The 17799-nt window shown below is 60.7% G+C and carries 17 protein-coding genes; 8 read left to right on the top strand and 9 right to left on the bottom strand.

Annotated elements, in window-relative coordinates:
- Positions 1-13: 13 nt before the first annotated feature.
- Positions 14-856, bottom strand: coding sequence for an NAD(P)H-binding protein (locus tag ACSQ20_RS25630; protein WP_436025448.1), 843 nt, complete (start codon positions 854-856; stop codon positions 14-16).
- Between the two features lie 117 nt (positions 857-973).
- Here ACSQ20_RS25630 and ACSQ20_RS25635 point away from each other — a divergent pair, with 117 nt between their 5' ends.
- The 5 genes from ACSQ20_RS25635 (at position 974) to ACSQ20_RS25655 (ending at position 5803) form a co-directional block, all read left to right on the top strand.
- Positions 974-1975, top strand: a complete 1002-nt coding sequence (locus tag ACSQ20_RS25635; RefSeq protein ID WP_436025449.1) for a LysR family transcriptional regulator — start codon at positions 974-976, stop codon at positions 1973-1975.
- A complete protein-coding gene (locus ACSQ20_RS25640) occupies positions 1972-2859 on the top strand; it encodes an NAD-dependent protein deacetylase (RefSeq protein WP_436025451.1) in 888 nt (295 codons plus the stop codon). Before ACSQ20_RS25635 ends, ACSQ20_RS25640 begins: the two co-directional genes overlap by 4 nt.
- Positions 2860-2923: 64 nt before the next feature.
- Positions 2924-4333: an NADP-dependent phosphogluconate dehydrogenase gene (gene gndA / locus ACSQ20_RS25645; protein ID WP_436025453.1), complete on the top strand. Its 1410-nt coding sequence runs from the start codon at positions 2924-2926 to the stop codon at positions 4331-4333.
- Positions 4334-4528: 195 nt separating this feature from the next.
- Positions 4529-4882: a DUF4148 domain-containing protein gene (locus ACSQ20_RS25650; RefSeq protein WP_436025455.1), complete on the top strand. Its 354-nt coding sequence runs from the start codon at positions 4529-4531 to the stop codon at positions 4880-4882.
- Positions 4883-5080: 198 nt separating this feature from the next.
- Entirely contained in the window at positions 5081-5803 is a 723-nt protein-coding gene (locus ACSQ20_RS25655; RefSeq protein ID WP_436025456.1) for a murein hydrolase activator EnvC family protein, read from the top strand.
- Positions 5804-5810: 7 nt separating this feature from the next.
- Here ACSQ20_RS25655 and ACSQ20_RS25660 read toward each other — a convergent pair whose 3' ends face one another.
- Positions 5811-6050, bottom strand: coding sequence for a hypothetical protein (locus ACSQ20_RS25660; protein WP_436025458.1), 240 nt, complete (start codon positions 6048-6050; stop codon positions 5811-5813).
- 234 nt (positions 6051-6284) lie between these two features.
- Between ACSQ20_RS25660 and ACSQ20_RS25665 the strand changes: the two genes are divergently transcribed.
- Positions 6285-8738 (top strand): glycogen/starch/alpha-glucan phosphorylase, encoded by a 2454-nt coding sequence (locus ACSQ20_RS25665; protein WP_436025460.1) that lies wholly within the window; start codon positions 6285-6287, stop codon positions 8736-8738.
- Here the strand turns inward: ACSQ20_RS25665 and ACSQ20_RS25670 are convergent.
- The 6 genes from ACSQ20_RS25670 to gabT all read right to left on the bottom strand — a co-directional run bounded on the left by ACSQ20_RS25670 (position 8726) and on the right by gabT (position 14836).
- Positions 8726-9118: a DUF6232 family protein gene (locus ACSQ20_RS25670; RefSeq protein WP_436025913.1), complete on the bottom strand. Its 393-nt coding sequence runs from the start codon at positions 9116-9118 to the stop codon at positions 8726-8728. The genes ACSQ20_RS25665 and ACSQ20_RS25670 overlap by 13 nt on opposite strands.
- Positions 9119-9193: 75 nt before the next feature.
- Positions 9194-9448, bottom strand: a complete 255-nt coding sequence (locus ACSQ20_RS25675) for a DUF2866 domain-containing protein (RefSeq protein WP_436025462.1) — start codon at positions 9446-9448, stop codon at positions 9194-9196.
- A 227-nt stretch (positions 9449-9675) separates the two neighbouring features.
- A complete protein-coding gene (locus ACSQ20_RS25680; protein WP_436025464.1) occupies positions 9676-10791 on the bottom strand; it encodes a succinylglutamate desuccinylase/aspartoacylase family protein in 1116 nt (371 codons plus the stop codon).
- 164 nt (positions 10792-10955) lie between these two features.
- Positions 10956-11738 (bottom strand): ABC transporter substrate-binding protein, encoded by a 783-nt coding sequence (locus ACSQ20_RS25685; RefSeq protein ID WP_436025466.1) that lies wholly within the window; start codon positions 11736-11738, stop codon positions 10956-10958.
- A 304-nt stretch (positions 11739-12042) separates the two neighbouring features.
- Positions 12043-13509: an NAD-dependent succinate-semialdehyde dehydrogenase gene (locus tag ACSQ20_RS25690; protein ID WP_436025468.1), complete on the bottom strand. Its 1467-nt coding sequence runs from the start codon at positions 13507-13509 to the stop codon at positions 12043-12045.
- Positions 13510-13552: 43 nt separating this feature from the next.
- Entirely contained in the window at positions 13553-14836 is a 1284-nt protein-coding gene (gene gabT, locus ACSQ20_RS25695; RefSeq protein ID WP_436025469.1) for a 4-aminobutyrate--2-oxoglutarate transaminase, read from the bottom strand.
- Positions 14837-15072: 236 nt separating this feature from the next.
- Between gabT and ACSQ20_RS25700 the strand changes: the two genes are divergently transcribed.
- Positions 15073-16113, top strand: a complete 1041-nt coding sequence (locus tag ACSQ20_RS25700) for a M14 family zinc carboxypeptidase (protein ID WP_436025471.1) — start codon at positions 15073-15075, stop codon at positions 16111-16113.
- Positions 16110-16901 carry an alpha/beta fold hydrolase gene (locus tag ACSQ20_RS25705; protein ID WP_436025473.1) on the top strand — a complete coding sequence of 264 codons (792 nt, stop codon included), beginning with the start codon at positions 16110-16112 and terminating at the stop codon, positions 16899-16901. Before ACSQ20_RS25700 ends, ACSQ20_RS25705 begins: the two co-directional genes overlap by 4 nt.
- Here ACSQ20_RS25705 and ACSQ20_RS25710 read toward each other — a convergent pair.
- The gene (locus ACSQ20_RS25710) at positions 16890-17690 is read right to left on the bottom strand and encodes an alpha/beta fold hydrolase (protein WP_436025475.1); all 801 of its coding nucleotides are present in this window, start codon (positions 17688-17690) and stop codon (positions 16890-16892) included. The genes ACSQ20_RS25705 and ACSQ20_RS25710 overlap by 12 nt on opposite strands.
- Between the last annotated feature and the right edge of the window lie 109 nt (positions 17691-17799).

Consider the following 17799-nt stretch of genomic DNA (forward strand, 5'->3'; position numbering starts at 1 on the left):
GCTAGGAAACGCCCTAAGCAAACCGCCCAACATGTGCCCGCACCCACTCGCCAAAGCGCATCGGGCTGCGTCCCGTCACCTGTTCGACGGTATCGGTCGGTGCAGCGCTCAAGCCCTCGCGAACAGCTCCGTACGCTTGCACAACCGATGCGGCGATGACCTCTGGAATGCCGTTTTGAACGAGGTTCTGCTTGGCTGTTTCGAGCGAGATGTCAACGCAGCGCAGTGGCTTGTCGAGCGCCGCGGCAAGTTCTGCGACTTGCTCCGGCACGCTGATCATTTCGCTTCCGGTCAGCGTCAACACTTCACGATCAAGCGCTGCATCGGTCAGTGCACGCACTGCCACTGCGGCAATATCCTCGGGCGCAATCGGCGCAAACTTGGCAGTACCCAATGCGTTATGGACGACGCCTTGCGCTTTGATCGAGTCAGCCCACAGATACGTGTTCGACATGAATCCGACGGGACGAAGGAAGCGCCCGGTCAGACCCGCGTCACGGATGATGTCTTCTTTCTCACGATGCATACGAGCGAGCGCATTGTCCGGCAGCAGATCGATTATCGACGTCGAAAGAAAGACAACGCGCGGTGTGCGCTTGGCGGCTGCTTCTGAGGCCAACCGTCGAAATGCGGCGGCGTCTCCAATGTTCATCATGAACACGCCGTCGACGCCATCGAGCGCTTGCGCGAAGATATCCGGCGTGTCGTAGCCGCCAGCGACGATATCGATCCGATCACGCCACGCTGCCAGCTTGGCCGGGTCGCGCACGTATGCGCGCACCCGCTCGCCTGCCTGCACAAGTTGAGCGATGATTTCACCGCCCACATGACCGTTTGCTCCAGTAATCAGATACATGACTTTGCCTCCAAGGCTTCGTTGAACGTCGAAACGAAGAATTGACTATCATGGGCAACAATTGGAAGCATTCGAACGCTCTGTTGCGACGGTGGAACAATCCGGAAACCATCAACGATGATCGATCTCAACGAATTGCAGTTCTTTGTGAGCGTTTGCGAGGCGCAGAGCTTTACCGTCGCCGCGAGAGCGCTCGGTGTGCCGAAGTCGAGCGTGAGCCGCGCGCTCTCGCGGCTCGAGAGCCGGCTCGGCGTGCGGCTCGTCACACGCACGACGCGCAGCATGACGCTGACCGAAGCCGGTGTGCTCTACCTCGAACGCTGCCAACGTCTGCTAGATGAACTCGAGCAGGCCGACCTGCTGATCGGCGCAATGCACGCGAAGCCGCGCGGCATGCTGCGCGTCGCAGCCTCCGTCCCCTTCACGCGTTTTGTGCTCGGCCCGATGCTCGCTGATTTCCTTGCGGCCTATCCCGAGATACGCGTGCAGTTGCAGCCGCTTGAGGGCGAAAGCCGGTCACGCGTTGGCCGCGCCGATATCGTGATTCGTCCAGGGCCGCTCGAAGATTCCGATCTGCTCGCGAGAGCATTGATGCAAGTGAGGCTGGCCATCTACGCCAGCCCCGCCTATCTCGCCGGGCGCTGCATGCCGCGTACGCCGGCAGACCTGCGCGAGCATCACACGATTGCCGCGGTCTGTGGCGAGCCGGGCTTGCCTGCCGACGCAACGCTTTGGCGATTGCGGCGCGGCGCGGCGTGGCAGGAGGTCAAGCTTGCGCCGCGCGTGATCGTCGCGGATCCCACCATCAGTTATCAGCTTGCGCTGACGGGCGGCGGCATTGCATTGCTCAACCAGAAGGCCACGCGCGCCGATGTCGAGGCGGGCAGGCTCGTACGTCTGCTGCCAGACTGGGAGCCGGAGCCAGTCGAGCTCTTCGCGGTGTACGGTTCGCGCTTGAATGCATCTCCGAAAGTGTGCGCGTTCCTCGATTTTCTGCGTGCACGTTTCGACGACGAAGGCGACGCATCGAGACGGATGACGACGCGATTGCCCGATCAACGACACAGCGCGTCGCCTACCGAAATGGCTGCGTTGCCACAACGTGTAGTCGCGTTATGACGAATTTCATTGATGCGGTAGTCGACCATGCAAATGTCGACGCGCTCGACGCGCTCGACGCAATGAGCGAATTCATGCGTCGCCATTCGCGCCTTTTCGCGCTGACTGGCGCCGGCATCAGCACTGCTTCTGGTATACCGGGATACCGAGATACCAACGGCGAATGGATGCGCGCACAACCAATTCAGTTGCAGGCGTTCCTCGGCTCGGATGCCGCGCGTCGCCGCTATTGGGCACGCAGCATGGTGGGCTGGCCAATGCTCGCGCGCGCGCAGCCTAACGCGGCACATCGCGCGCTGGCTCAGCTTGGCAGCGCGGGCCGTATCGCCGCGCTCGTCACGCAAAACGTAGACGGTCTGCATCAGCGCGCAGGCAGTGAAGCGGTTATCGAGTTGCACGGCAGCATTCACGACGTGACCTGCCTCGCTTGCGGCGCAGTGCATGCACGCGCGGCTGTGCAGGCTGCGCTCGAGCGCGACAATCCTTCGCTCGATGCAGCCGTTGCCGAACCGTCCGCCGATGGCGACGCCCACCTCGAGTGGAGTGCGCTCGACACGTTTCGGGTGCCGACGTGTGCGCATTGCGGCGGCATGCTAAAGCCATCAGTCGTATTCTTTGGCGAAAGCGTGCCGCGTATGCGCGTCGATGCGGCCATCGCGGCGCTCGAGTCCGCCGATGCGTTGCTCGTCATCGGCTCGTCGTTGATGGTGTATTCCGGGTATCGCTTTTGCGTTTGGGCGTCGCGTGCTGGCATACCCATTGCCGCGATCAACTTGGGCCGTACGCGTGCCGATGCACTGTTTGCGCTCAAGCTCGAAGCAGCCTGCGGCGATTCATTGACCGCGTTGGCCGAGCGCATTACCGGGCCTTTTTTCAATTGCTGACGGACAATCCGTCATGCCGCGCGGCAATGTGCCGTGCGCGGCAGCGTTCGAGGAGAATTCGACCATGAATAAACCAGCCATCGGCGTCATCGGACTGGCAGTGATGGGCCGCAACCTTGCGCTCAACATCGAAAGCCGCGGGCATGCCGTGGCGGTGTACAACCGCAGCCGCGCCAGAACGGAAGAACTGCTGTCCGCGTTTCCCGAGCGCCGGCTCGTGCCGGCATACTCGCTCGAGGAATTCGTCGCGTCGCTGGAAAAGCCGCGGCGCATCTTGCTGATGGTCAAGGCAGGCGAGCCGACCGATGCGACCATCGCGGCGCTCAAGCCGTTGCTTGATGCAGGCGATGTCCTGATCGATGGCGGCAATACGCATTTCACCGATACCGTTCGGCGCAATCAGGAACTTGCGAAGTCCGGCTTGCATTTCATCGGCACCGGCGTGTCGGGTGGTGAGGAGGGCGCACTCAAGGGTCCTTCGATCATGCCGGGCGGCCAACGCGAGGCCTACGATCTGGTTGCACCGATTCTCACGCAGATCGCGGCACGCGCGCCCGACGGCGAACCTTGCGTGGCTTACATGGGGCCGGACGGTGCAGGCCATTTCGTCAAGATGGTCCACAACGGCATCGAGTACGGCGACATGCAGTTGATCGCCGAGAGTTATGCCGTTCTCCAGCATGTGGTTGGACTATCGAATGCCGAGTTGGGTCGTGTCTATACGGAGTGGAACGAAGGCGAGCTCGACAGCTATCTGATCGACATCACGGCCAAAATTTTTGGCAAGCGCGACGCAGAGACGGGACGCGACCTCGTGGACGTCATCCTTGATCGCGCAGCGCAAAAAGGAACCGGCAAATGGACCAGCCAGAACGCACTTGACCTTGGCGTTCCGCTGCCGCTCATTACGGAGTCCGTATTCGCACGCGTGTTGTCTTCGTTGAAGACGCAACGCGTCGCGGCGAGCAAGTTGCTTGGCGGCCCGCAGAGGCAGCCCTTCGCCGGGGATCGTTCGGCATTCATCGAAGCGGTGCGGCGCGCGCTTTACTTGAGCAAAGTGATTTCGTATGCGCAAGGGTTCGCGCAATTGGCGGCCGCTTCGAAGGAGTATGGCTGGAGCTTGGAGTTCGGGTCGATCGCGAAAATTTTCCGCGCCGGCTGCATTATTCGCGCGCGTTTCCTGCAGAAAATCACCGAGGCCTACAAGCGAGATCAAGCGTTGGCGAATTTGCTACTTGATCCCTACTTCCGCGATATTTCGGACAACTATCAATCGGCGCTGCGCGAGGTGGTGATCGCTGCGGTGAGCGCGGGTGTGCCGGTGCCTGCGTTTGCTTCGGCCATTGCTTATTTTGACGGCTACCGCGCCGAGCGCTTGCCAGCTAACCTCGTACAAGCACAGCGTGACTTCTTCGGTGCGCATACCTTTGAGCGCACCGATCGCGAAGGGAGCTTCCACGCCGATTGGTCATGAAACGAAGCATGGTCCGATAGCGCAGTCATAGCCAACGTTAATCGGGCCAATAGCGGTGGCATGGGCATTATTGCTTTTGCGGAAACACTATTTCGTCAAATTAGTGGTTTTCCCTAGGTAAGCCGATGGCTAAACTGGACTCAATCGCTTCAAACGGTGTGTCTGGAGCGAAACATAAATCCCGGAGGTCTAGTCATGAAATCGCTTATTTATGCAGTGGTTGCCGCGTCCGCCCTTGCTACTCCGCTTGTTTCGATGGCGCAAACCGAGTCGAATTCCAACCAACCCGTGACCCGCGCGCAAGTCCAGCAAGACCTGCTTCGCGTGGAGCAAGCGGGCTATCGGCCAGGTTCGGACGACCCGTCCTACCCGGCTGACATCCAGGCCGCGGAACAACGTGCGGCCGGCGAACAAGGCCAATCGGTTGCCGCACGGGCCGATACGAGCGGCTATGGCGGTACGGCGAATGAATCGAGTCAGTCGGGTGCGCCGTCCGATAGCCGTCCGATGAATGTCGACGGTGTGCATCCGCTTTACTTCGGCCGTTAATATCCGCGTCAAGCTTTAATCCGATCTGATGGAATCGGCGTAACGAGATCGTAATAAAAGCGAAAGGAAGTAACACAATTCGATCAAGTGTTTGAATTGAAGCCGGCTCGCTGCCCTAACGGGGCGCGAGCCGGTTTTGTTTTTGCGTGTCGGCGGTAAGATGTGCAGTTCTTGTTGACTAATGGAGACGCTTGCTCGATGAAGACCTTTCGCAGCGGAACATTCGGAGCGGCGCGCGCGCGACACGCGTCCATGGTCGCCGGCACCTGCGGCATCGCGGCGCTCGCGCTATTCGTTACGGGTTGTTCGACGGACCAGTTGTTCGGTAGCCGGCCGGCTGCTTCGCAATGGAATGCCCCGGCCCATCCCTCAGTTCAGCCAGGGTACTACCGCGCGAGCGCGGGCGATACGCTGCAAAGCGTGGCAGCCGGCTTTGGCCAGCGGCCGCAGGACATCGCGGAGTGGAACCGGCTGCCTGCCACGGCCCAACTCGTGCCGGGCCAAGTATTGCGGGTGGCGCCGCCCGTCGCCGCCAACGCGAACGTTGCCGGTGAGCCGGCCATTCGGTTCGCATGGCCGGCCTATGGTCAGGTGTTGAAATCGGCGCAGGGCGGCAATGCGAAGGGTATCGTCATCGCCGGCCGCGCGGATGACCCGGTGCGAGCAGCGAGCGACGGCTCGGTGATCTACGTCGGCAACGCCATCGAGCAGTACGCGACACTCGTGGTCATCAAGCATGGTGATGCGCTCGTGACGGCTTACTCGGTCAACGGGCCCGTCAGCGTGAAGGAGGGCGATGCCGTCAAGAAAGGCCAGCAGATCGCACAGATCGGAGCCGACAAGACAGGGCGCAGCACCGTCCAGTTCGAGATTCGCCGCGACGGCTCGCCGATCGACCCGCTTGGGTATCTGCCGCGTTAGCGCAGCGCTACTGAATCGACGTCAGCAGCAACGAGAGCTGCTTGATGTGCGTACGAAACGCATCGAGTGTTTCCTGCTCGCTCTCGGCTTTCACGTGGGCGAGTTCTGCGCGCGCGACCTGCGCGGCAAACTCGTCGACGACCTTGCCGCGCATGTCGGATGGCAGCGTGCGGATCAGCGATATCGTGAGCAACTCTTGCGCGCGAATCATGCCGAGGATTGCGGGGGTACTCATGTGCGTTGCCATGACGATCTCCTGTTCGTTCGGAGTCCTAACTTTTTCATTCATAGTAGACGAAGCGTCGCCCGGCCTTGTCTTTTCAGCGATACGTTTTCTGTTCGCGCATTTTTTTGCGGTTTATTTAGCATGCCAACGCGCCCCGCACGCCGGCAAAAAGGCGTAACCTAAATTTTTTTGCGGCATGTGTGCAGCATGCGTCGACGGTAGCAAAGCCTATGCCGCACCACCAGGAGGGAATCGATGACGGCCGTCGATCTGGAATTCGACCATCTCAATAGCACGCCCGATGCGCTACGGCGATCTATCTCCAATCGCTTGATCTACGGTGTCGGTAAAGACGCCGTCGCGGCCCGTCCGCAAGACTGGTTGCATGCCGCCGCGCTGGCTGTGCGCGACAGGCTCGTCGCACGTTGGATGAAAACGACGCGGCAGCAGTACGAGCAAGATGTCAAACGCGTCTACTACCTGTCGATGGAATTTCTAATCGGCAGGACCTTCACGAACGCGCTGCTCTCGTTGGGTATCTACGATCAGATGAACGAGGCGCTCGCTAGCCTCGGCGTCGACATGGCCGCGGTCACGGAACTCGAGCCCGATGCGGCGCTGGGCAACGGCGGGTTGGGGCGTCTTGCCGCTTGTTTTCTCGATTCGATGGCAACGCTTGCGATACCGGGCTTCGGCTACGGCATTCGTTATCACTACGGCATGTTCCGTCAGCAGATCGTAGCCGGCGAACAAGTCGAGACCCCGGATTACTGGCTACGGGCCGGTAACCCGTGGGAGTTTCCACGCCCCGAAGTGCAATACATCGTTCATTTCGGAGGCCGAACGATTCAACACGAGCACGGTGTCGAGTGGATCGAGACCGATCACGTCAACGCGATGGCTTTCGACACGGTGATACCGGGCTTCGGTACCAGCGCAACCAACACGCTGCGCTTGTGGTCTGCGCGTGCGACAGAAGAACTGGACCTATCGGCGTTCAATCAAGGCGACTACCGCCGCGCAGTCGAGGCGAAAGAACACTCCGAAAATGTTTCACGCTTGCTGTATCCGGACGATTCGACGCCGGCCGGCCGCGAACTGCGGTTGCGTCAGGAATATTTCTTTATCTCCGCGACGATGCAGGACTTGATTCGCCGCTATCAACGTACCCACAGTACGTTCGGCCGCTTCGCCGACAAAGTGGCGATCCATCTGAACGACACGCATCCGGTGCTCGCTATTCCCGAGCTGATGCGGCTGCTCGTCGATATCCATCATGTGCCGTGGGGTCATGCTTGGAAGCTCGTTCAGCAAGTGTTCTCGTACACTAACCACACGCTGATGCCCGAGGCGCTCGAAACATGGGATGTGGACCTGCTCGCAAAGCTGTTGCCGCGGCATCTGGAAATCATCTTCGAGATCAATGCAGGCTTCCTCAAAGAGGCGAGCGGGCACTTCGGGCACGACATCGATTTGATTCGACGCATTTCGCTGGTCGACGAGTATGGCCAACGCCGCGTGCGCATGGCGCATCTCGCCATTGTGGCGAGCCAGAAGGTCAACGGTGTGTCGAAGCTGCATTCGCAATTGATGGAGCGCGAGTTCTTCAGCGATTTCGCGCGCATGTTCCCTGAGCGCTTCACGAATGTAACGAACGGCATTACGCCGCGCCGCTGGCTCGCTCAAGCGAGCCGCCCGTTGTCGTCGCTTATCGATGCGCGGATCGGCTCGCGCTGGCGTGCTGATCTGTTCGAGTTGTCGAAGCTGCGGGCGTTCAGTGAGGACCCGGGGTTTTGCGCCGAGTTTCGTGCAGCGAAGCGCACGAACAAGATCCGGCTCGCGCATCGGCTCCTGCATGAAACGGGCTTGGCGATTCACCCGGACGCGCTGTTCGATATGCAGGTCAAGCGCATTCACGAATACAAGCGGCAGTTGCTGAACGTGCTGCACGTCATCGCTCGCTACAACGCCATTCGCGCGAATCCCGAACGCGACTGGGTGCCCCGCGTCGTTATTTTTGCGGGTAAAGCGGCGTCGGCCTACAAGCTCGCCAAGACGATCATTCGCCTGATTGGCGATGTCGCGGAGAAGGTCAACAACGACCCGGTAGTCGGCGATCGACTCAAAGTGGTGTTTGTGCCGAACTACGGTGTGAGCGTGGCCGAGCTGATGATTCCGGCGGCCGATCTCTCCGAGCAGATTTCGATGGCGGGTACCGAGGCATCGGGTACAGGCAACATGAAGCTTGCGCTGAACGGCGCACTGACCATCGGCACGATGGATGGCGCGAACATCGAGATTTGCGATGCCGTTGGCCGCGAGAACATGTTTATTTTCGGTTTGAACGCGAGCGAAGTGGCTGATATGCGCGCGTCGGGTTATCGGCCGCGACAGATTTATGAGGAGAACGAAGTATTGCGTCTCGCACTCGATCAAATCCGTACCGGATACTTCTCGGGCGGCGATTCGCATCGCTTCTCGGATATCTTCCATACGCTCGTCGATTGGGGCGACCATTACATGGTGCTCGCGGATTTCGAGGCTTTTACCGAGGCGCAAACCGCAGTCGACGCGCGCTTTCGCAACCCGCGCGCATGGACCGCGAGCGCTATCGCAAATGTGGCGGGTATGGGGCAGTTTTCGTCGGACCGGACGATTGCGGAGTACGCGCGTGATATCTGGCGTGTGAAGCCGCTTCAAACGGATTGAACGGTGCGCGCCGATGCTCCTGCTGCGCGCAGGGCGTGGTCGACGCGCTCGACGAATTCGCGGTCGGGGCTTGTCAGCACCTCTCGCTCACCGGTGTCGGTAATAACGAAGAGCCGGTGAACGATGTCCTGCGTCGTCCAGGCAAGGCCGCCGACCACCACGAGCATGACGCCGACAACGAGCCCGGCGCTAGACCCGAGAGCACCGCCGGTGATCGCGCCGGCAAGCCCAGTCAACGAGATGGCAAGTGGCACTACCTTGTTTTTTTGCACGGTTACGACACGCGTGTCGTGGATATCGCGTAGCGGGAATATCTGGCCGCCGGCGGTCAGCCCGCCGCGCGTGATCGTGACGCCGCGTTCGTTGAACGGAGGTTCCATCGGGTGGGCAATGGCAGCAATGGGCTGAACGGTGGCGGTAACCATAGCCCGCAAGCGTAGCAGAGAACGTGGTGTTCAGCGTGCTTCGTCGAAATACACTCGGCCTGGCACATGCGAAGCGACATGGCGTGCGATTTCCGTAGCGGTGAGTTCGGCCGGCACGACGCAGCGATGCGATGGGGCGTCTTTCGCCATCGTCCATTCGACGAGCCGATAGGTTCGACCCCAGGGGCGTTGTACGGGCAGGGAGACGCGGCAACTCTGGACAGGCAATGCATGCTCGCGCTTGAGCATGCTGCGCATATGCTTGAACACCGAATCTTCGGTCATCGTCGTTTCCGTTATCGGCGCTGCATCGGTCATCCGCACGCCGCATGAAAAGGACAAAAAGATGCCGCCAATGTTCCGGCGGCTCAACAGGGGTGGTATGGAGGCATCGTCTCAGCCCAGAATTAAGCGAAACTTAAGGGCACAACAAGAAGGCCCGCTATCAGCAGGCCTTCTTGTTACGAACTATTAATATTCCGGTGCACTATCGGTGCACTACCGGTGCGCACTCACGGAGATAACAGGCTGCCGGTGCGAAACGGCGTTGCGCCCGCAACCCGCGCGATTTCCATGCCGGTCGTCGCAAAGCGCGTTTTATGCCGTGCGTAGAGCACGCCCGCCGTGTTGTTCTTGATCGTGACGACGCGGTCGAGCAACGGGTCGACGATGTCGGCAATCTCCTGGCCCGGCTCGACCCACGTGCCGGCCGGCGTGCGGAACACGAGCACGCCCGAGACCGGCGAGATCAGCGGCTCGCTGCCGGCAAGCGGCGTCGCCGGATGCGCAAGCGGCGGCATATGCGCAGGCGTGCCGTCTATCACGCCGCGGCAAGTGAGGTATTCGACGATTGCCTGAGCGTCGTGCTCGGCGTGGCCGTAAGACACATCGGCCTGCCCGCGCAATTCGATCGTGACTGAAATGGAGCCATGCGGGATCGGGTAGCGGTCGCTGTAGCGTGCGCGCAATTCGGACCAGCAAAAGCTGTGGATTTCGTCGAACGGATTGCCGATCGAATTAAGCGCAAGCAGCGAGGCCTTCGCGTCGAGGTAGCGCGCCAGCGGCTCGACCTCGGGCCAGAGGTCGGGGTTGGTGTAAATATGCATCGCGCCTTCGAAGTCGCAATGCAGATCGAGCACGATATCGGCATCGCAGGACAAGCGCTGCAATGCAAGACGCTGCGATTCGAGTTCGGTGCGCGGCGTTTGCTCGGCAAGTGCATCGCGCATGGCCGCGCGGATCGTGCTCGCATTGTGTGCTGCGTCGCCGGTCAGCCGTCCTTCGATGCGGGGCGTGACGAGCGCGGCAAGATCATGAAAATTACGATTGAAATTGCTGGCGGTATTCGTTTCGAAACGCCCAATCATCTGACCGAGCAGATGCTGATTGAGCCCAATTGGATTGGGCACCGGCACGATGACGACTTCGCCGCGCAGCTTGTTGGCTGCTTCAAGTGCGGCGAGCTTGCGCCGCAAGGCCCACGAGGCGAGCATGCCGGGCAGTTCGTCGGCATGCAGCGACGATTGGATGTAGACCTTCTGCGCACCGGAGGGGCCGTAGTGGAAGCTCTGCAGATGGCGCTCGGTGCCGAGCGCTGGGGAGATCAACGGATGGGTCTGTATTTGCATGTTTCTTGGCGCCGCGGTTTTGGGGGACGTGAACGAGAAACGGGTTTCGATTGTACGCGTGGCTGGCTGGCCCGGCGCACAAAAGCAAAAAGGCCCCGTGCGATACGGGGCCCAGAGGTTTGCCTTGCACCGGCGCGGGCCAGCCGCGCCGTGGGCACATTACATTACTTACCGTAGACGTCGAAGTCGAAATACTTGTTCGCGATCTTTTGGTAGGTGCCGTCCTTGCGAATTTCGTGGATAGCTTTATCGAGCTTTTCTTTCAGATCTTTGTCTTCCTTGCGCAGGCCGATGCCGGCACCTTCGCCAAGGATCTTCGGATCGTCAAGGTCTTTGCCTACAATCTGAAAGCTGGTGCCGCGCGGCGTCTTGAGGAAGCCGATCTCGGCTTGGACCTTGTCTTGCAATGCCGCGTCAAGACGGCCCGAGATCAGATCTTGATAGACCTGATCTTGATTTTGGTAAGGGGTGACGGTGACGCCCTTCGACGCCCAATGCGTCTTTGCGTAGGTCTCCTGAATCGTGCCCTGCTCGACGCCGACCGTCTTGCCCTTGAGCGATTCAGCCGTCGGCAGCAAGCCCGAACCCGTCTTGGCGACCAGTGCGGTCGGCGTATTGAACAGCTTCTTCGTGAAGGCGATCTGCTCTTCGCGTTGCGGCGTCATCGACATCGACGAAAGCACGCCGTCGAACTTCTTCGCCTTTAACGCGGGGATCATGCCGTCGAAGTCGTTTTCGACCCAGACGCATTTCGCTTTCACGCGCGCGCAGATTTCATTGCCGAGATCGATGTCGAAGCCCTTGAGCTTGCCGTCCTGGCCCTTTGACTCGAACGGGGGATAGCTCGCGTCGACGCCAAAACGGATCGTGGTCCACTCTTTCGCTTGCGCGACACCTGCGGAAACGGCAAGCGCGGCAATGGCTACGGCGGCTATTAGTTTTTTCACGTTGACTCCTCGAAGCGGTTCGTTCAAACCCCCGCATGGTTTTGCCGCGCGGGGGCCGATGGTTTTATCAAGGCTGCCGGCGTTCGCCGAACAGCGCGGCGCACAGCATACCAAGCCAAAAATGATGGCCGCGCTAGTAAAACACCGGATGGCTCGGGAATGCAACGTTTTGAAAAACGCTTCGAGACCTTTTTCGAATCGTTCTCCGCGTTGCCTGAATAAAATGCATCGCGGAGAACGACAAAACATCCATAAAACAAATAGTTAGGTCGCCGACACAATTTTTGGCGCTACCCGGGCACGGTCAAACGCCGAGACACAGATACTTGACGACGACGTATTCGTCGATGCCGTAATGCGAACCTTCGCGGCCGATTCCCGATTGTTTCACCCCGCCGAATGGCGCCACTTCGTTCGAAATGATGCCGGTATTAATTCCCACCATGCCGTATTCGAGCGCTTCGGCCACGCGCCAGACGCGGGCGATGTCCCGGCTGAAGAAATAGGCGGCCAATCCGAATTCGGTATCGTTGGCGAAGCGGATTACTTCGTTGTCCGAACTAAATTTGAAGAGCGGCGCAACGGGGCCGAACGTTTCTTCTTTTGCGACCTGCATGGCCGCGGTCACGCCCGTGAGCACGGTGGGCTCGAAAAAGCTGTGGCCGAGCGCGTGACGCTTGCCGCCCGTGACGATTTGCGCGCCTTTGTTCACCGCGTCTTCGATATGCGCTTCGACTTTGCGCACGGCCGCTTCGTTGATCAGCGGGCCTTGAACCACGCCCGCCTCGGTGCCGCGCCCCACCTTCATTTGCTCGACGGCCGCGCGCAATTTGTCGGCGAATGCGTCGTAGACACGCTCGTGCACGTAAAAGCGATTGGCGCACACGCAAGTCTGGCCGCTGTTGCGGTATTTCGACGCAATGGCGCCGGCGACGGCCGCATCGAGGTCGGCGTCATCGAAGACGATGAACGGGGCATTGCCGCCGAGTTCGAGCGACACTTTCTTGACGGTTCCCGCGCATTGCGCCATCAACAAGCGCCCGACTGCCGTCGAGCCCGTGAACGAGAGCTTACGCACCAGCGCGTTGCCCGTCATTTCCGTGCCGATTTCCTTGGGTTCGCCCGTGACGATGCTCAGCACGCCGGCCGGCAGCCCGGCACGCTCGGCCAGCACCGCCAGCGCGAGCGCGGAAAGCGGTGTGGCCTCGGCGGGCTTGACGACGATCGGGCATCCAGCCGCCAGCGCGGGGCCGACTTTTCTCGTGATCATCGCAGCCGGGAAGTTCCACGGCGTAATCGCCACGCAGACCCCGACCGGCTCTTTCACGACGACGATGCGTTTATCGGCGGCCGGGCTTGGAATGGTGTCGCCATACACGCGCTTGGCTTCCTCGCCGAACCATTCGAGAAACGATGCGGCATATTGGATCTCGCCCTTCGATTCAGCGAGCGGCTTGCCCTGCTCGGCGGTCATGATGCGGGCGAGATCGTCCGCATTGTCGATCATCAACTCGTACCATTTGCGCAAGATGGCCGCGCGTGCCTTGGCAGGCTGCGCGCGCCAAGCCGGCCATGCCGCGTTCGCTGCCTCGATGGCGCGGCGCGTTTCGGCGGCGCCCATCTTCGGTACGTTGGCGAGCACCTGGCCCGTGGCGGGATTGCGCACTTCGAAGGTTGCGCTGTTGTCCGCGGTTTGCCATTCGCCTGCGATAAACGCCTTGCTTTTTAGCAGCGAAACGTCATTCAGATCAATCGATTCCATGTTCTGCATATGCACTCCAACGAAAACAAGCGGCGAAAGATGCGAAGCAGTCCTAAGCAATCGCGCCGACGCATTCCTTTAATACCTCGTCGAGCAGACCGAGCGCTTCCTCGAAAATAGGTTCCTCGACGGTGAGCGGAAACAGGAAGCGGATCACATTGGCATAACTGCCGCAAACGAGCAGCAGCAAGCCGCGCTCAAGCGCGCGTTGCTGTACGCGTTTGGCGAACGCTGCATCGGGTTCATGCGTGCCCGGTACGAGAAATTCGGCCGCGACCATCGCGCCCGGTCCACGCACGTCGGCGAGCTGAGGCACGTCGACCTTTAGCGCTTCCAACTGTGCCTTCAAACGGTCGCCGAGAACAGTGGCCCGTTCGCACAGGCGCTCCTCGTCGATGATGTCGAGCACAGCATGCGCGGCGGCAAGTGCGAGCGGGTTGCCCGCATAGGTGCCGCCGAGCCCGCCCGGCGCGGCCGCATCCATCACGTCGGCGCGGCCGACCACGCCCGAAAGCGGCATGCCGCCAGCGAGGCTCTTGGCCATCGTCGTCAGATCGGGAGCAACGTCATAGTGCTCCATCGCAAAGAGCTTGCCCGTACGCGCAAAACCGGTTTGCACTTCGTCGGCGATCAGCAAGATGCCGTGCATGTCGCAGATACGGCGCAGCCCGCGTACGAATTCGGCGGGGGCAGGGTAGAAGCCACCTTCGCCCTGCACAGGTTCGAAAATGATCGCTGCGACGCGGGCCGGATCGATATCGGCCTTGAACAGCGCTTCCACGGCGTGCAGCGCGTCGGCGCTCGACACGCCGTGCAGCGCGTTCGGAAACGGCGCATGGAAGACGTCGGACGGAAAGGGACCGAACCCGAGCTTATACGGCGCGACTTTGCCTGTCAGCGCCATGCCCATCATCGTGCGGCCGTGAAACCCGCCGGAGAAGGCGACCACGCCAGGGCGTCCCGTTGCGGCACGCGCGATTTTGATCGCGTTTTCGACGGCCTCGGCGCCGGTTGTGAAAAACGCGGTTTTCTTCGGATGATTGCCTGGCGCGCGGCGGTTGATTTTTTCCGCTAGCTCGACATAGGACGCGTAAGGCACGATCTGATACGCCGTATGCGTAAAACGCTCGAGCTGCTCGCGGATGGCGGCGACCACGCGCGGATGCCGATGTCCGGTGTTGACGACGGCGATGCCGGCCGCGAAATCGATGAACCGGCGGCCCTCGATGTCCCAAAGCTCCGCGTTTTCGGCGCGTGCCGCGTAAAAGTCGCACATCACGCCGACGCCGCGCGGCGTGGCGGCATCCTTACGGGCCTTCAGTTCGAGATTTGTCACGGTCTGCTCCTCGCGTTATCGATCAGGATACGGGGACTATAGCTATCTTTGGCTCTAATAATCAGAGCCATTTTCCAGAAAAGAACGGAGCCAATTTGACTTCGTGCGATAGCCATCGGCGAACGACAAAAATCGCTGCAAAGCGGCGTGTGCGATGGCTGATCCGACCTATATTGGTGACATCGCCGCCGCATGGCCGGTGACCCTTCGTTTCGATGCACGGACGTGGTGACGAGATGACTGCCGTTTTGAACGCCGTGCCGGAGACGAGCTTCGCCGAATACGAAGCGCTCAAAGCGGTGCTCGACACGGCCAGCCGGCGCATGGCGATTACGGTGGTGGGCGAAGTCAACACGCAAGGCCGCGCCTTCGCTGTTCATGTGGCGACGCTTGGCACAGCCGATCCGCTTGCGCCTGCGATCGGCTTTTTTGCCGGCATTCATGGGCTCGAGCGCATCGGCACGCAGTTACTGCTCGATTACATGCGCATTTTGCTGTGCCGGCTCGAATGGGATGAATTGCTGGTCGAGCAATTGCGCTCGATTCGGCTCGTGTTTATGCCAATCGTCAACCCGGGTGGCATGTGGTCGATGCGGCGTTCGAATCCGAACGGCATCGATCTGATGCGCAATGCGCCGCTTAGTGCCGAGGGGCAGGTGCCGTTTCTTGCCGGCGGTCAGCGCATTGGCCCATGGCTGCCGTGGTATCGCGGCCGCGTCGGCGCGCCGATGGAGCTGGAGGCTGCGTTGTTGCTGCGCGTCGTTGAAGAAGAACTGATCGCGCGGCCGGTGAGCTTCGCGCTCGATTGCCATTCAGGCTATGGGTTTCGCGACAGCATCTGGTTTCCCTACGCGAAGTCGACGCGGCATATCGCGCATTTGCCTGAGATGTATGCGCTAAAAGCCATGCTCGATGGCGCGTATCCGCATCACCGCTACGTGTTCGAACCGCAAAGCGTGCAGTATCTCGCGCATGGCGATTTGTGGGACTACGCGTACGATCGCGTGCGTGCGCCGTCGGTTTTTCTGCCGCTGACGCTTGAAATGGGGTCCTGGCTTTGGATTCGCAAGAATCCGATGCAGCTGCTCAAGCGCGAAGGCATGTTCAATCCGATCAAGGCACACCGCACCGAGCGCGTGTTGCGAAGGCATACCGATCTGCTCGATTTTCTCGCTCGCGCGGCCTACGGCGCGCCACGCTGGTTGCCGCAGGGCACAAGCCGGCAACACATGATGTCGCGTGCAATCGAGCTTTGGTACAGGAGGCGGCGAGCGTGAGCGCATGGGTTTTGCTGCGCGGCTTGACTCGCGAAGCGCGGCATTGGGCCGAACTGCCCGCGCAACTTCACGCGAGCGGGATCGAAGAGGAGATCGTATTCGCCGATTTGCCGGGCTGCGGCGAACACTTTCGCGTGAAAACGCCAGCAAGCGTGAATGCGATGGCCGAGTTCGTTCGCGCCGATCTTCTGTCGCGCGGCTATACACCGCCTTTTCGGATCATCGGGCTTTCGCTTGGCGCAATGGTGGCGGTGGCCTGGGCGCAAAGCCGGCCGGACGAACTCGCGCGGCTCGTACTGATCAACACGAGCATGCGGCCGTTTAGCGTGATGTTGCGCCGCATGCGTCCCGGGGCATGGCCCGCATTGCTGCGCGCGGCGCTGTACTGGCGCGGGCGGCGCGCGGCCGAAGCTGCGATTCACGATCTCACCTGCCGTCGTAACGAGAAGCGCGATACCGATCTGGCCATCTGGATCGCGATATATCGCAGCGCGCCGGTGAATCGGGCGAATGCGCTACGGCAATTGCTGGCGGCCGCCCGGTTCAAAGCTGGCGCGGCAGCACCGCGATGTCCTGTGCTCGTCGTGGCGTCGCGCGAGGATCGGCTCGTGCACCCCGCCTGCTCGCGCACGCTGGCTCGCGCGTGGGGGGCGACATACTGCGAACACGCATGGGCAGGCCACGATTTGCCGCACGACGATCCGTTATGGCTGGCCGAGACGATCGTAAAGTGGGCCGTTGGCGCGACGGCGTTGATCGATGACGTTGGCGACGGTTCAGGCGCGTAGCAGTTGCGATTCGAAGCTCAGAACGATTTCCGCCAACCGCACTGGCTGCTCGACGGGGCTGGCATGACCGCCTGGCAGCTCGACGTATTCGACCGCAAGCTTCTCGGCCAGCGCGCGGCCTTCTTGAGGCGTCGTCAGAATGTCGTCGGCCGACGAGACGACGAGCGTCGGATAGAGCCGCGGACGAACGAACGTGCGGGAGTCGAACGCATTGATCGCACTCAATTGACGTGCCTGATCGGCAATGGACTGCGGCGCGGCGCAAGTCTTCAATGCCGTTTTGAAGTTATCGACGTTCCCGGGTGCGCAAAGCCATGCGTTTCCCGACAGCCATGGCAGCGCCGCATCGGCCAGCAAATCGGCGTCGGCGTTATTCTTTCGGAGTGCTAACGAACATTGCAACGCCATTTGGGCGCGTGCGCTGAAGGTCATGGTCGAATTGACGATCATGCATGGGCCGCACATATCGGGATATTTCGCGAGCATCGTCTGCGCGATGGCGCCACCCATCGACTGACCCACGATAGTGGGGCGCGCGAGGCCCAGATGAGCGATCAGCGCTGCAGTATCGGCCGCCATGGTTTCGATCGAGAACGGCGCGCCGTTGTCTTTCGAGCGGCCGACCGCGCGATTATCGAAGACGATGACTTGCGCCTCGTCGGCAAGCGGCTTGCGAACTTGGTTCCAGAAGGTGTGATCGCACGTGTATCCTGCAATCAATACGATGGGCGAGCCGCTGCCATGAACTTCGTAGTACTGATCAATATCGCCGAGCTTTACGATGGGCATTGCACGTGCTCCTGGTTCTGCCGATGCGAAACATACATGCGGCGATGCTATGGCGGCACGGGATAAACGCGAACGCGATTTTTCTGATCGTCGGCGGATGTGCGGCGAC

The organism is Trinickia sp. LjRoot230, from assembly GCF_964253315.1.
Lineage (GTDB): Bacteria > Pseudomonadota > Gammaproteobacteria > Burkholderiales > Burkholderiaceae > Trinickia.